The organism is Sphingobium indicum BiD32, from assembly GCF_000382885.1.
Classification (GTDB): domain Bacteria; phylum Pseudomonadota; class Alphaproteobacteria; order Sphingomonadales; family Sphingomonadaceae; genus Sphingobium; species Sphingobium japonicum_C.
In genome coordinates this window covers 63,826-78,094 of sequence record NZ_CAVK010000108.1, presented here as the reverse complement: position 1 = coordinate 78,094, position 14,269 = coordinate 63,826, and the positions used below count along the sequence as shown (strand labels likewise).

The 14,269-nt window shown below is 63.6% G+C and carries 10 protein-coding genes; 2 read left to right on the top strand and 8 right to left on the bottom strand.

All coding sequences use genetic code 11. The features are described from left to right. Positions 1–49 precede the first annotated feature (49 nt). Entirely contained in the window at positions 50–1,612 is a 1,563-nt protein-coding gene (locus EBBID32_RS11095) for an acyl-CoA synthetase (RefSeq protein WP_037490168.1), read from the bottom strand. Between the two features lie 151 nt (positions 1,613–1,763). Here EBBID32_RS11095 and EBBID32_RS11090 point away from each other — a divergent pair, with 151 nt between their 5' ends. Next, positions 1,764–2,576, top strand: a complete 813-nt coding sequence (locus EBBID32_RS11090; RefSeq protein ID WP_006956697.1) for an IclR family transcriptional regulator — start codon at positions 1,764–1,766, stop codon at positions 2,574–2,576. A gap of 79 nt (positions 2,577–2,655) precedes the next feature. On the opposite strand, the gene EBBID32_RS11085 is transcribed toward EBBID32_RS11090, so the two are convergent. The 5 genes from EBBID32_RS11085 to EBBID32_RS11065 all read right to left on the bottom strand — a co-directional run bounded on the left by EBBID32_RS11085 (position 2,656) and on the right by EBBID32_RS11065 (position 10,891). Next, positions 2,656–4,242, bottom strand: coding sequence for a Vgb family protein (locus EBBID32_RS11085; protein WP_006956696.1), 1,587 nt, complete (start codon positions 4,240–4,242; stop codon positions 2,656–2,658). Position 4,243: 1 nt separating this feature from the next. Then, a complete protein-coding gene (locus tag EBBID32_RS11080) occupies positions 4,244–5,659 on the bottom strand; it encodes an aldehyde dehydrogenase family protein (protein WP_006956694.1) in 1,416 nt (471 codons plus the stop codon). Between the two features lie 144 nt (positions 5,660–5,803). Further along, positions 5,804–7,588: a thiamine pyrophosphate-binding protein gene (locus tag EBBID32_RS11075; RefSeq protein WP_006956693.1), complete on the bottom strand. Its 1,785-nt coding sequence runs from the start codon at positions 7,586–7,588 to the stop codon at positions 5,804–5,806. Further along, positions 7,585–8,961 carry an aromatic ring-hydroxylating oxygenase subunit alpha gene (locus EBBID32_RS11070; RefSeq protein WP_037490152.1) on the bottom strand — a complete coding sequence of 459 codons (1,377 nt, stop codon included), beginning with the start codon at positions 8,959–8,961 and terminating at the stop codon, positions 7,585–7,587. Before EBBID32_RS11070 ends, EBBID32_RS11075 begins: the two co-directional genes overlap by 4 nt. A gap of 100 nt (positions 8,962–9,061) precedes the next feature. After that, complete coding sequence (locus tag EBBID32_RS11065; protein WP_006956689.1) at positions 9,062–10,891, bottom strand: flavin-containing monooxygenase; 1,830 nt, start codon at positions 10,889–10,891, stop codon at positions 9,062–9,064. A gap of 166 nt (positions 10,892–11,057) precedes the next feature. On the opposite strand from EBBID32_RS11065, the gene EBBID32_RS11060 reads away from it, so the two are divergent. Beyond that, the gene (locus tag EBBID32_RS11060) at positions 11,058–11,903 is read left to right on the top strand and encodes an SDR family NAD(P)-dependent oxidoreductase (protein WP_006956687.1); all 846 of its coding nucleotides are present in this window, start codon (positions 11,058–11,060) and stop codon (positions 11,901–11,903) included. 25 nt (positions 11,904–11,928) lie between these two features. Here the strand turns inward: EBBID32_RS11060 and EBBID32_RS11055 are convergent, their stop codons facing one another. Then, the gene (locus EBBID32_RS11055) at positions 11,929–12,600 is read right to left on the bottom strand and encodes an SDR family NAD(P)-dependent oxidoreductase (protein ID WP_037490148.1); all 672 of its coding nucleotides are present in this window, start codon (positions 12,598–12,600) and stop codon (positions 11,929–11,931) included. Positions 12,601–12,624: 24 nt separating this feature from the next. Continuing rightward, positions 12,625–14,073 carry an NAD-dependent succinate-semialdehyde dehydrogenase gene (locus EBBID32_RS11050; RefSeq protein ID WP_006956684.1) on the bottom strand — a complete coding sequence of 483 codons (1,449 nt, stop codon included), beginning with the start codon at positions 14,071–14,073 and terminating at the stop codon, positions 12,625–12,627. Positions 14,074–14,269: the final 196 nt, after the last annotated feature.

Genomic DNA, 14,269 nt, shown 5'->3' with positions numbered 1-14,269 from the left:
CGGCCAGCCACCTCCCCCGCCGGGGGAGGATTTTGAGACGGATTTTTCATCACGCTGCCTCGACCAACTTGGCAGCCTCAATATCTCTCAGGATTTTGCGGTGGACCTTGCCCGCCGGGGTCTTGGGCAGTTCGGTGACGAATTCGACCACGCGGGGAAATTCATGCTGGGCGAGTTTTTCGCGGGTGAAGGTCTGGAGTTCCTTCACCAGCGCGTCGCTGCCATCAACATTGGCGATGACGAACGCCTTGACCACCTGCCCCCGCTGCGGATCGGGCACGCCGATGACGGCGCATTCGAGCACGGCGGGATGCTTGAGCAGCGTATTTTCAATCTCGACCGCGCTCATCGTCCAGCCAGCCGAGATGATGACATCGTCGGCGCGGCCGCAATGGTAGAAATAACCGTCGGCGTCGATTTTCGCCCGGTCCTTGGTGGTTTCCCATTTGTCGCGCCGCCACAGCATCAGTTCGCCGATTTCGCCGGGGTCGGATGGCGTGCCGTCGGGGCGCTGCACCTGCAACTTCTGGCCCGGCACCGCCTTGCCGAGCGAACCGGGCTTGACAGTGAAATCGTCTGCGCCCGGATAATTGACGAGCACCACGCCGATTTCGGTCGTGCCATACATGGAGCAGGCGGGAACCTTGAAATAGGTGTCGATAAAGTCGAGCGTCGCCGGGTCGATCGGTTCGCCGGTGTAGGACAGTTTCTTGAAGTGGAAGCTATAGTCGCCCGCCTTCCCGCTATTCTTCATCATGCGATAATGGGTCGCGGCCGCCGACATGTTGGTGATGCCATAATCATCCAGCGCCTTCATCAGCCGCACCGGATCGAACCGTCCCGCAAAGGTGCCGGTGGTCACGCCCATGCCCAGCGGGGCCAGCGTGCCGTGCCACAATCCATGTCCCCATGCGGGCGAGGACGGGCAGAAAAATTCGTCGCCCGGACGGATGCCGGTGCCGTAGAGCGCGGCGAACATCAACGTCACCAGCGCGCGGTGGCTATGCTTCACCGCTTCGGGCAGTTCGCGGGTGGTGCCGGACGTGTACTGGAACACGGCTAGGTCGTTCGCCCTGGTTTTCGGCGTGTAGATCGCGGGATATTTTTCAATCTCGTCGAGCAGGCCTTCATCGGCGACGACGACGCGCGGGCCGTTCATGCTGCGGGCGAGGTCCGCCTTTTCCGCGTTGGTGATCAGGATGGTGGGCTTGCAGTCATCAACCCGCAGGCGCAGCGCATCGGGACCGAACAGGGTGAAGAGCGGCACCGAGATCGCACCGGTCTGCATCGCCCCGAACAGGCAGACATAGAAAGGCAAAGACGGTTCCAGCATGAAGGCGATGCGTTCGCCGGGTTGAACACCCTCTGCATCGAGCCAATGGGCAAAGCGCGCCGCGCCCGCCGAAATGATGTCGAAGCTCAATATTTCATCGCGGCCATCAGCGTGCGCGATCCGCACGGCGGCGCGTCCGGTGCCGTCGGCATGGCGGGTGATGCATTCATGCGCGATGTTGAGATGATCGCGGTCGCCATCGAATAAATCCCATGGCGCGTTGGACGTCGCATGGGCCTGGGCATCGGCATAGCGTGTATAGTCGGTCAGCTTCGCCATATATTCCGTCCATTCACTATGGCGAATGGCGGGAAAGCCGCCTTCGCCATGATGGAACCGGAATGTCATGCCGACTCCCTTGTTGTAAATCATGAACGATGTTCTATATTTTGAATGATCGTCCATCGCCGGGGCGATGGAGATATGCGCCATGGCCGACCCTGTTACCCTGCCCACCCCTTCCCCCGTCCGAAAAGTGGCCCGCGCGGTGAAGGACAGCAAAGCGCCCGCCATCACCCGCGCCGCCGCAATCCTGCGCCTGCTGGGGCGTAGCGAACGGCCGCTGGGGGTGCAGGCGATCGCCAAGGAACTGGGGCTGGTGCCATCGACCTGCCTCTATGTGCTGCGCGCCCTGGCGGAGGAGGAACTGGTGTCGTTCGACCCGGACACCAAGCGCTATGCGCTGGAGGCAGGCGTGCTGACGCTGGCGCGGCACTGGTTGCGGCGCGACCCGTTCAACGATCTGGCACAGCCGCATCTCGATCGGCTGGCGGCGCGTTTTGGCCTGACCATGTTGGGGGTGCAGGCGGTGGGCCTCGATCATATGATCGTCGTCGCCATGGCGCAATCGGGCAGCGGCTTTCAACTCAGCACGCAGGTCGGCAGCCGCTTTCCCGCGCTGATCAGCGCAACGGGGCGCTGTATCGCGGCGTTTGGCGACTATCCGGTGGCAGAATTGAAGGCGCGGTTCGACCAGTTGCGCTGGGACGATCCGCCCGCCTTTGGCGACTGGATGGAGCAGTTGCGCCAGACCCGCGAACAGGGCTTTGCAGTCGATGAGGGGCAATATATTGCAGGCGCAACCGTGGTGTCCGCGCCGGTGTGGAAAGGCGCGGGCCGGCCGGTCCATGCGCTGGTCGCGATAGGCATAGGCGCGGCGCTGGGCCGGGAGCTTGGCGCATTGCAGGCGGCGCTGGTGGAGGCGGCGGGTACGCTGTCGGGGCAGTTGGGCGGCGGCGCTTAGCACAAAGTCCGTTCGCTTCGAGCGTAGTCGAGAAGCACCGCGCGCAGGTTTCTCGACTTCGCTCGAAACGAACGGAGATTTATGTGGCGGGGCGTAGCGCCAGTACGCTGCCTTCGGCGTCGCCCGACAGATAGAGCGTGCCGTCCGGCCCGGCGGTGAGGCCGCAGAAATTGATCATCGGTCCGGCCATGTCGCCGATCGGTCCCAGATATTTGGGCGTGATACCGACAGGCGCGCCGACCGGCAGATGGGTGGCGATGACGCGCTGGACGCCGCTGGCGAGGTCGAACGCGATCAGCGATTTGGTCTGGGTGTCCACGGCATAGAGGGTGCCGTTGCTGATCGCGATGCCTTCGGGCCGTCCCAGCCCTTCGGCGACTATTTCCACGGCGCGTCCCTGTTGCAGCCTGACGATGCGCCCCTTGCCCGCTTCGGCGACATAGGCGGTATCGCCATCCACCGCGACGCCCATCGGCTGGTCGAGGCCCGTGGCGATTGCGCGCACCGCGCCATTTTCGGCGACATGCACCTGCCCCGTGCCCTGTTCGGCAAAGACGATCGCGCCGCGGGCATTGGCCGCAACACCCATCAGCCGGTCATGGCCGTGGCTGATAAACTCGCTCGCCCCCTCCCCCGGTCGATAGCGCGCGAGGCTGCCGGTCCCGGTAGTGACGATCCATTCGCCCGGCGAACCCGGTGCGACGCCGCGCATATAGCCGGGGCAGCCGGGGTAGAAGATCATCCCCGCCAATATTGGCGCGCCACCGGGGCGCAGCGTGTAGCCGAAGGTGCCGTCTGCGACGAAGATAGCCCCCTGCCCGTCCACGGCCAGACCAAGCGGCCATTGCAGCGCGCGCGGGACGACGGAGCGGACCTTGCCATCGCCCAGCAACTCGGTGATCTCGCCAGGGATGCTGGACACGAAGATGCGGTCGCCGATGAAGCTGACATTGTCGAGGCCGGGACCAAGATCAGCCAGCACTTCGCGGGTGCCGCTGACCAGGTCGATGCGCAGCACCTGGCCGCTGGCGACCTGGGTGGTGACGATCCGCCCCTTGCTGTCGAACTTGACCGAGTCCGGCACGCCCAGATCACCCGCCACGACTTCGGGTGCGCCGCCGTTGAGGTCCACGCGCCAGATTTCATTCGCACCCATGACGGGGAAATAGAGTTTGCCGTCCGGGCCGACCTGAAAGGCGTTGGCCATCGGCACATTGTCGAGGATGAGACGCGGTGCGCCGCCATCGAGCGGCAATTCCATGATCCGCGCGCCCATGCGGCACTCGCCCGCGATCAAACGGCCCTGATGCCGGGTGATAGGGTTGGCGACGGGCATGTCGCCATGGATGACGCGCGCCTGCCCGCCGGGCGTCAGCATCGACACGCGGCCTTCGGTGATTTCGGTGAGGTAGAGATTGCCTGCCTCATCGAACACCAGATCGTCGGGCGCGACGATCGCCCCGCCCATCGGGCTGATGGTGGAAATTGCGCCGCTGTCCACGTCGATCGCGCTGACCTGACTGCCGCCGACCTGCGCGACATAGAGGCGGCCATCCGCGCCGGTGGCAAGGCCGTTCGCGCCATAGAGGCGGCTGGGCGGGGTGAGGCGTTCAAGGCTCCACCCCTCCCCCGCCGTCATGCCGCTGGGCGCGATCCGGCCATTCATATCAGGCGTAACCGAGCATCGATTTGACTTCGAGATATTCGTGGAAGCCGAATTCACCCCATTCGCGCCCGTTGCCGCTGCGCTTGTAGCCGCCAAAGGGGGCGTGGAAATCCAAGCCGCCATTCATGCTGACCCAGCCGGTGCGCAGGCGGCGGGCGATGGCGTGGACCAGAGAGGTGTCGAGGCCGTTGACATAGCCCGCGAGGCCAAAGGGGCTGTCATTGGCGATGGCGACCGCATCGTCCACGTCGTCGTAAGGGATGATGACCAGCACCGGGCCGAAAATCTCTTCGCGCGCGATGACCATATCATTGTCGCCAAGGAATATGGTCGGGCGCACGAACCAGCCCTTGTCGATGCCGTCGGGGCGACCGGGGCCGCCCGCGATCAGGGTCGCGCCTTCCGCCACGCCTTTGGCGATATAGTCCTGGATGATGTTATATTGTGCCTTGGACACGACCGGACCCATGGCGACATCGCCTGCCGGGTCGCCGACGGTGACGGCGTCGGCTGCTGCCTTGGCCGCGGCGAGCGCTTCGTCGAGGCGGGCGGCGGGAACGAGCAGGCGTGATCCGGCGCTGCATGTCTGGCCGCTATTGCCCATCATGCCTGCGGTTGCGCCGGTGACATTGTCGGCCAGCGCCGCGTCATCCAGCACGATGAACGCGCTCTTGCCGCCCAGTTCCAGCCCCACGCGCTTGACCGTAGTGGCGGCGTCCTTCTGGATCTGGACGCCGACCGGTTCGGAGCCGGTGAAGCTGATCATGTCCACATCTTCATGGGTCGAGAGCGCGGTGCCGATGACGCTGCCCTGCCCTTGCACCATGTTGAACACGCCCGCAGGGATGCCCGCCGCGTCGATGATTTCGGCGAGAATCTGGGCGGAGAATGGCGCGAGTTGCGGCGGTTTCAGGATCATCGTGCAGCCAGTGGCAAGCGCGGGAAAGACCTTTACGCAGGTCTGGTTCATCGGCCAGTTCCAGGGCGTGATGAGGGCGCAAACGCCGATCGGCTCACGGCGGATCAAGGTGGCGCCGCGCAGTTCCTCGAACGCGAAATTCTCCAGCAGTTCGATCGCGGTCTGGAGATGGCCTGCGCCAAGCCCGACATGGAAGCCATTGGCCAGCCCTGACGGCGCGCCCATTTCCTCCCGGATGGCTGCGCCCAGGTCGGGCAGGCGACGCTGATATTCGGCCTGGATCGCGCGCAGCAGGTCGAGGCGCTGGTTGCGCGTCGTTTCCGACCATGTGGGGAAGGCGCGGCGGGCGGCGGCGACGGCCTTGTCGACATCGGCGACGGAACCCAATGCGATATGGCCTGCGACTTGTTCGGTCGCCGGGTTGATGACTTCGGCGGTTTTGGGTTCGACCGGATCGACCCACTGGCCGTCAATGTAGAAGTACAAATGGTCGCGCATGGGTGTCTCCGTCGTTTAATCCTCCCCCGCGGGGGAGGTGGCTGGCCGAAGGCCAGACGGAGAGGTGTCATGCCATCGATAGGGTGACACCCCTCCACCACCCGCTACGCGGGCGGTCCCCCTCCCCTTGCAGGGGAGGATTTTTTACTGCGTGCCTTCGGCGTACCAGGTGCGGAATTCGGCATATTTGGGCATTTCTTCCGAATTCGCCTTGGGGTCGATCACGACATGGACGACGCCCACCTTGCCGCTGGCATAGGCGCGTTCGATGGCAGGTTTGATGTCCTCCGCCTTCGTCACATATTCGCCGTGACAGCCAAAGCCCTCGCCGATCTTGTCGAAGCGGACGTCCTTGCTCCAGTGCGTGCCGGTTTCCTCGGTCCCCTGGCCAAAGGTGCGTTTGTAGACGCCCACTTCCAGACCCCAGGCATTGTCCACGCCGACGACGCAGACCAGCGGCAGCTTGCACCGCGCGGCCACTTCCAGTTCGCCGATATGGAACAGGAAGCTGCTGTCCGATGTCAGCAGCATGGCCGGGCGCGATACGCCGGTTGCCGCCTTGTCCGCCAGCATCGCGCCGGTGGCATAGGGGATACCGGTGCCGATATGACCGAAATTCTGGTTCCAGATCACGTCATGCGGCTTGCACTGCGAATAGGTCCACTGGAAGATCACCCCCGCGCCGCCATCGCGGATCATGATACCGTCCTTCGGGAAAGCCTCGGTCGCTTCCACCGCCAGACGGGCAGGATGGATCGCCAATTCGCCGGTGCCGTCGCTCTTGGTGCGCGATTCCGCCGCCAGTTCCTCCAGTTCCGCCTGCCCGTCCCGCATGAAGGCTGCCAGCATCGGTGCAGGTGCGCGCGGCGTGTCCTTGAGCGCTGTCACAAGCTGCGGCACGACGCCGCGCAGATCGCCTACCAGCGGCACGTCGATCGGGCGGTTGACACCGATCGCCGAGGCATCCTGCTCGACATAGATCCACTTGCGGATCGCTTCATTCTTTTGCCAGTAGCGCCATTTGCCGAAATGGACCGGCTCGCCCAGCTCGGTGCCCAGCGCCAGCACGAGGTCGGACTCGGTCACTGCCTCGATCGACGCCTTGGAAAATACATATTGGAAAGTGCGATCCTCCAGCCCCTTGATGTAGCTGGTGCCACCCGACGTCTGGATGACGGGGCAGTTCATCAGTTCCGCTAGCTCCCTGACCGCAGCGCCAGTGCGGGAGGTATGGACGCCATGGCCGACCAGCAGGATCGGGTTCTTGGCTTCGCGGATCAGCTTGGCCGCTTCATGGACCCGGTCGATATCCGCACCCTGATTGACCAGGCGATAGCGTTCCGGCACCAGCGGCGCGGGCAGGTCCAGCTCTTCCAGGATGATGTGGCTGGGATATTCGATATAGACCGGGCCGGGCGTGCCGCCCATCGCCTTGCGGATGCTCTCACGGATCACCTCGTCGGTCTGGTCGGCATATTCGATGGATGCGGCATATTTCACCGAATTTTCAAATAGCGGCATCTGCTTCACGAACTGGATGCGGCCACGGCGGACGCGCTGTTCGGTCACGCGGGCGCGCTGGCCCGACAGGAAGATGACGGGCGAATGTTCGACCAGCGCGCACTGGATGGCGGGCGCCATATTGGCGATGCCCGGCCCCAGCGTGCCGACGGCGACGGCGGGCTTGCCGGTGATGCGCGATGCCGCTTCGGCCATGAAGCCGGCGGCCGCTTCATGGTGCGGGGCAACCACAGTCCAGCCGCGCCGTTCCGCTTCCAGGAACATATGAACGAAATTCGGGTCGGGAATGCCGAACAGCGTGTTGATGCCTTCGGCCTCGAACAGGTCGAGGACGCGCTTGTAAACCGGGGTTCCCGACTTGTCCGATGCACTTGCAGCGGCGGCGGGCTTGGGATCGTCATAGCTCATTTCAGGTGCCTCGGTGCGCCCGTACCCATGTACGCGGCTAGGTTGCGGTGAAAATTGGTGATCTTGCGTTCCTGATGCGGATTGGGCAGCGGCCCGCGAAAGCCGCGCGACTTCATCCCCTTCTGCACCCATTCCATGTTGGAAAAATCCTGCGCCAGCACGGCACCCCAGCCTTCGGCATTGGCCGGCGCATTATCCCATTCGGTCTGCGGTTCTTCGCCTTCGGGAAAACGCTCGATCGCGTAGGATTCAAAAATGCACATATTGGGATCGTCGCCATAGGGCCGCGTGCGATAGCAAAGCGCGAAGGTGATCCCGTGCAACACCGACATATTGGGAAAGACGTTCCAGGCCAGGCCCGCTTCCGACATGATTTCTGGCGGAATTTCCGGCCAGATGACGCCGCGCGCAGCGTCGTCGGCCTTGGCCGATTTCAGCCAGTGGGCAATGACGTCGGCAGGCGGCGTGTCTTCGGGCAGTTCGTCCACCAGGCGGCTGGCGGCATTGACCAAAGTTTCGGTGGAGGCCGCATAGTTGAGCGTTTCATAATTTTCGCGGATCAGATCGTAAGTCGAGCGGCGCGGATCGTCGCCCTTGCCCGCGCGGGTCACGCTGCTGCTCTGGCTCATACTGAAGGCCGGATCGCGCTGGTCGAACCCGCTGACCCCGTGCAGGCCATAGGCGGCGCTGTAGGCGTAATAATCGCCATAGGCGAGCAACTGGCTGTGCGTGCCAGTTACATGATAGGGTTCCATGAACGCTTCCAGCGCGGTTTTCCAGTTCGCCGGATAGACCACCCATTTGCGCCATTTGTAGCGCATCTTGTCCAATTCAAAATGCGACAATATGCGCCCGGCATCGCCGAGAAATTCGTCGAGCGGCTCCGCGTCCATATCCATATGGACCCAGACCCAGCCACCCCATGTATCGACCTTCACGGCCGACAAATGGGTACAGTCGGGCGTCAGCGCGCCCTGCCAGTCCTGCGGATCGAGGATGTAGCTGTTGTTCCCTTCGGTATCGAAGGTCCAGCCGTGGAAGCCGCAGATGAAATTCTTGCGCCCGCTGCCGCGTACCGAATGGACGTTGTCGGGCGTATTGACCAGCTGGCGGCCGCGATGCGGGCAGACGTTGAAATAGGCTTTCAGCCGGTCGGGCGCGGTGCGCACGATGATGATCGAATCGTCGCAGATATTGTAGGTGAGCCAGTCACCGACATTGGGCAGTTCCTCGACCCGGCACGCCATCTGCCAGACCTTTGGCCACAGCAATTCCTTCTCCGCTGCGGCATAGTCTTTCGACAGGAACGCCTCGGTCGGATAGGTCAGTGGCTTGGTCAGATCCTCGACATTGATGTTGGTCGGGCTGTTCATGCCATTCTCCCGCATCCTGATCCCGCGCATCCGAATATCGCGACAGACAGGCTTGCCCCAAGCGAAAGCGGGACGCGGGCCGACATCATCCCCCCGGCGATCATGACCGCAATTCCATGCCCGCCAGATCGCCCTTTTCCCGCCATTCTTCGAGCAATGTCTGGAACGCGGCCCAGCCCGGCCCGTAGCTGCGGAACACCGCCCAGGGCGCCTTCACCTGGCCTTCATTGGTGAAGTAGCTGGGCGTACATTCGATCTGGAAGGTGGAGGTGTCATATTCCACGTCGTGGAAATGCTGGACATAGGCGTCCTGCGCCGCCGCCGTGGTTTCGACAGAGGTTGCCCCCTTGTCCATCGTCGCGTGGATGATGTGGGCGATATGCTGTGCCTGCCGCCCGAACTGTTCGGTGACGCTGGCGTTGAGGCCGCCCTGAATATAGCCGATGAAGAACTGGTTGGGGAAACCATGGGTCATGGTGCCGTGCAGCGTCACCGGACCGTTAGCCCAATGATCGTAAATCGACAGGCCGCCCCGCCCCTCTACCACGTCGATGCCCCAGCGACGCTTGAGGTCGCTGGTGACTTCAAAGCCGCTGGCGAAGATCATGGCATCGACTTCATATTCGACACCGTTCGACACGAAGCCTTTTTCCGTCATGCGTTCCAGCCCGCGCGAATCCGCGACGTCGATCAGCTTGACGTTGGGCTGGTTGAAGGCGGCGTAAAAATCGTTGCTGGACAGCGGGCGCTTGCACAGGAAACGATACCAGGGCTTGAGCGAGGCAGCGGTCGCCTCGTCCTTCACCATCTCATCGACGCGCGCGCGCAGCCGTTCCATGACGCGATAATCCACCACTTCGCGCCGGGCCATGAATTCTTCTGGCGAGAGTTGCGGCCAGCCTTCGGTTTCCAGCTCGGCATGGAGGTTGCGGGCGATTTCGGTCCAGATGTCGCAGATCAGATCTTGCTCGCCGGGCAGGAAAAATTCCATCGCGGCGCGGTGGAAATTGGCCTGCCGCTCCGCCTGCCAGCCCGGCTGCAGCGCTTCCGCCCAGTCGGGATCGGTCGGCGGATTGGGCCGTTCGTCCACAGTCGATGGCGTGCGCTGGATGACATAGAGTTGCTGGGCGTAGCGGGCGAGATGCGGCACCGCCTGGATCGCGGTCGCCCCGGTGCCAAGGATGGCGACGCGCTTGTCGGCCAGTTTGTCGAGCACCGGATTTTCGTAGCTGCCGCCGGTATAACCATAGTCCCAGCGCGCGGTATGGAAGATCTTGCCCTTATATTGGTTGATCCCCTCGATCCCCGGCAGTTTGGGCATGTTGAGGACGCCGCAGCCCATGATGACGAAGCGGGCGCGGAATTCATCGCCCCGGCTGGTGGCGACGCGCCAGCGCTGGATGGCCTCATCCCATTTCAGCGAGGTGATGAGCGTATGGAACAGTGCGCGGTCGTGAAAGCCGAATGTCTGCGCGATCTGCTTGATATAGGACTGGATTTCCGCGCCATCGGCGAATTTCTTGGACGGCATGAAGCCGGTTTCTTCCAGCAGCGGCAGATAGCAATAGGCGTCATTATCGCACTGGATGCCGGGATAGCGGTTCCAGTACCATACCCCGCCAAAATCGCCGGCATGGTCGATATTGCGGAAATTGGTGACGCCCTGCTTGGTCAGATGATAGCCCGCCAGCACCCCGGCAAAGCCTGCGCCCAGCACCAGCACGTCCAGTTCCTCGACGATCGGGGCGCGCGGGGTGACCGGTTGATATGGGTCCTCGTCATAGCTGTGGGTCGTGTCGTCGGTCGTGGGCTGATATTGCCCCTGCCCGTCGCTGCGCAGACGCTTGTCGCGCTCCTCGCGATATTTTTCGCGCAGCGCCGGGATGTCGAACGTATCGGGCGCTGGCGTCCGCGTGGGATTGCAACTCATATCCACTCCATGGGTCTTATCGTTGCGAGGAGTTAATCAACACTACTGTTCATTTGCAACGGAGCGAGTCCGGTTAGCGCTGTGGCGATCTTTTCTTGTCGGCCCTATTTTGCCCTCCACGCCTCGCGCTAGAACCGCGCCTGACAATAGAATGAGAGGATAGAGCATGGCGCAGCCGCTGATCAGTTTTGAAGGGCGCACGATCATCGTCACCGGCGCGGCAGGCGGCGGTATCGGCACTGCGACGACCAAGATGCTGGCGCAGGCGGGGGCGACCGTCATCGCCGCCGGGCGGACGCAGTCCAAGTTCGACGCGCATATCGCGCCGCTGATCGCGCAAGGGCTGGCGATCATACCCGTCATCGCGGACGTCGGCACGGATGACGGTGTGGCAAAGGTGATGGAGGCGGCGCTGGCGGCGCCCGGCACGCTTTATGGTTTGGCCAATGTTGCTGGCGGGGCGGCGCCGCAGACGTGGATGCGGGCCGAACGGGTGACGCGGGCGGACTGGCGCGCGCTGTTCGAGCAGAATCTGGAAACGATGTTCTTCATGAGCCAGGCGGTGGCGCGGGAATTGCGGGCGCGTGGCAATCCGGGTGCGATCGTGGGCGTGTCATCGATCAGCGGGCTGAACAGCGCGCCCTATCATATCGCCTATGGCACGGCGAAGGCCGCGATCGTCGCGGCGACGCGAACGCTGGCAACCGAACTGGCGCTCGACAATATCCGCGTCAACACGGTCGCGCCGGGCACGACGATCACGCCGGGATCGGGTGCCTATATCGACGATGATATTGCCCGCGATCAGGCAGCCATCGCCATGGGCCGCCGCGCCCAGCCGGACGAGCAGGCGGGAGCCATCGCCTTCCTGCTGTCCGACCTGTCGAGCTATATTACCGGGCAGACCATATTGGTCGATGGCGGGCTGAACCTGAAATGGACCCATCTGGGCGCAGACAATACTTCGCTGTTCCTGAAGAATGAGGATTTCCGCGCGGCGATAAAGGCCTGAGCCAGCATCGGCCCACGCTGCGGCTCTACACGCGCCCCGTCACCGGGATCAGCGCGCCGGTGATCGGCATGGCGTCGGCCGACAGCAGGAAGGCCACCACCCCTGCAAGCTGCGCGGGGGATACCCATTTCGCAAAATCCGCGTCGGGCATGTCAGCCCGGTTCGCGGGGGTGTCGAGTATGCTCGGCAGGATCGCGTTCACGCGCACGCCTTCCTCCTTCAACTCCTCGGCCAGCGCTTCGGTCAGGCGCGCGACGCCGGATTTGGAGGCGGCATAGGCACCCATGCCCGCCCCGGCCTTGACCGATGCCGCTGCGCCGATGTTGACGATCGCACCCTGACTGGCGCGCAGCAGCGGCAAGAGCGCACGGCTGGCGATCAGTCCGGTGCGGACATTCATGGCATAGAGCCGGTCCCACGTGGCAACGCTGCCGTCGGCCACGGTTTCCCAAGCGAAACCACCCGCGATATTGACCAGCCCGTCGAGACGCCCCAGCTCGCTTTCGATCTGTGCCGCCGCGGCCGTCACTGCGCCCTCATCGGTCAGGTCCACGCCGCCCAGCGCCAGCGCGACGCCATCGGGGGCCACATCGCCCAGATCGATGCCAACCACGCTCCATCCGGCGGCGGCCAGAATTTCGACCGCCTTGCGTCCCAATGCACCCGCCGCGCCTGTAACCGCTACTATGCCTGCCATCGCCCTGCCCTTCTCCAATCCGCCCTATATGCCTGCCATGCACATATATTTGATCTCGACATAATCCTCGATACCATGGCGCGACCCTTCGCGGCCCATGCCCGATTGCTTGATGCCGCCGAACGGCGCGACCTCGGTGGAGATCAGCCCGGTGTTGATGCCGACCATGCCGACCTCCAGCGCCTCCCCTACCCGCCAGGCCCGCGCCAGATCGCGCGTGTAGAAATAGCCCGCCAGCCCTACCTCTGTATCATTGGCCATGGCGACCACTTCCTCCTCCGTATCGAAAGTGAAGAGCGCGGCGAGCGGGCCGAATGTTTCCTCACCGGCCAGCGCCATGTCCGGGGTGCAGCCTGCGACGATCGTCGGTTCGTAGAAGCTGTGGCCCAGCGGGTGGCGACGCCCGCCGCTGACCAGTCGTCCGCCCTTGGCGAGAGCATCGGCGACATGCTCCTCTACCTTTTCGACCGCCTTGCCGTCGATCAGCGGCCCCTGAGTTACGCCTGCGTCGGTGCCAGGGCCAACCTTGAGCTTCGCCACGGCAGCGGCGAGCTTCTGCTCAAACATGACGGCGACATCGCGCTGGACGAAGATGCGGTTGACGCACACACAGGTCTGCCCGCTATTGCGATATTTGGAGGCGATCGCGCCCTCGACGGCCGCATCGACATCAGCATCGGCAAAGACGATGAAAGGCGCGTTCCCGCCCAGTTCCATCGACAGCTTCTTCATCGTTGGCGCGCACTGCGCCATCAGCGTGCGGCCAACCTCGGTCGATCCGGTAAAGCTCAATTTGCGCACCAGCGGGTTGGCCGTCAGTTCGCCGCCGATAATTCGTGACGATCCCGTAACGACATTGAATACGCCGGTCGGCACCCCTGCCCGCTCCGCCAGCACCGCCAGCGCCAGTGCGGTCAGCGGCGTCTGCGTTGCGGGTTTCAGCACCATGGTGCAACCGGCTGCCAGCGCGGGGGCCGCCTTGCGCGTGATCATCGCCGCTGGAAAGTTCCAAGGGGTGATCGCGGCGACGACGCCTACCGGTTGCTTGATGACGACGATGCGGCTGTCGGCACGATGGCCTGGGATGATCTCACCATAGACGCGCCGGGCTTCCTCCGCGAACCATTCGACGAAGCTGGCCGCATAGGCGATCTCGCCCTTCGCCTCGGCCAGCGCCTTGCCCTGCTCGCGGGTCAGGATCATCGCCAGATCATCCTGATGCGCGATCAGCAAATCGAACCAGCGGCGCAGGATGCGCGCACGCTCCCCCGCCGTTCTCGCACGCCATGCAGGGAGCGCTGCGTCGGCTGCGGCGATTGCTGCGCGGGTTTCGCTCACGCCCAAATCGGGGATGGAGGCTATGGTCTCGCCGGTTGCCGGGTCGGCCACGGGGATGGCCGGTGCGCCGGTCCAGACCCCGTCGATCAGGCACTGGTCGCGCAACAGCGATGGATCGGCAAGGGTGATGGTCATAGTGTCAGCTTTCCGGCGGGTGGCGATATGGATGGTGTGGCCAGCACGCGACTATGCGTCAACGCAGGCAGCGGCGATCAAGCCAAGGATCGACCCAGCGATGGGCGGGATGAAGAGCGCAGGGCCTGCGCTACATGATTGCAATGGCCGTGTAGGAGTTGGCTTGCTATATCGACTTTATCGTTTAATATATGCA

What these genes read in the sequence shown, in the direction of transcription:
- EBBID32_RS11090 (WP_006956697.1), top strand. Translation starts at nt 1,764, where the DNA reads ATGGCCGACCCTGTTACCCTGCCCACCCCTTCCCCCGTCCGAAAAGTG.
- EBBID32_RS11085 (WP_006956696.1), bottom strand. Translation starts at nt 4,242, where the DNA reads ATGAATGGCCGGATCGCGCCCAGCGGCATGACGGCGGGGGAGGGGTGG.
- EBBID32_RS11070 (WP_037490152.1), bottom strand. Translation starts at nt 8,961, where the DNA reads ATGAACAGCCCGACCAACATCAATGTCGAGGATCTGACCAAGCCACTG.
- EBBID32_RS11065 (WP_006956689.1), bottom strand. Translation starts at nt 10,891, where the DNA reads ATGAGTTGCAATCCCACGCGGACGCCAGCGCCCGATACGTTCGACATC.
- EBBID32_RS11060 (WP_006956687.1), top strand. Translation starts at nt 11,058, where the DNA reads ATGGCGCAGCCGCTGATCAGTTTTGAAGGGCGCACGATCATCGTCACC.
- EBBID32_RS11080 (WP_006956694.1), bottom strand. Translation starts at nt 5,659, where the DNA reads ATGCGCGACCATTTGTACTTCTACATTGACGGCCAGTGGGTCGATCCG.
- EBBID32_RS11075 (WP_006956693.1), bottom strand. Translation starts at nt 7,588, where the DNA reads ATGAGCTATGACGATCCCAAGCCCGCCGCCGCTGCAAGTGCATCGGAC.
- EBBID32_RS11050 (WP_006956684.1), bottom strand. Translation starts at nt 14,073, where the DNA reads ATGACCATCACCCTTGCCGATCCATCGCTGTTGCGCGACCAGTGCCTG.
- EBBID32_RS11095 (WP_037490168.1), bottom strand. Translation starts at nt 1,612, where the DNA reads ATGGCGAAGCTGACCGACTATACACGCTATGCCGATGCCCAGGCCCAT.
- EBBID32_RS11055 (WP_037490148.1), bottom strand. Translation starts at nt 12,600, where the DNA reads ATGGCAGGCATAGTAGCGGTTACAGGCGCGGCGGGTGCATTGGGACGC.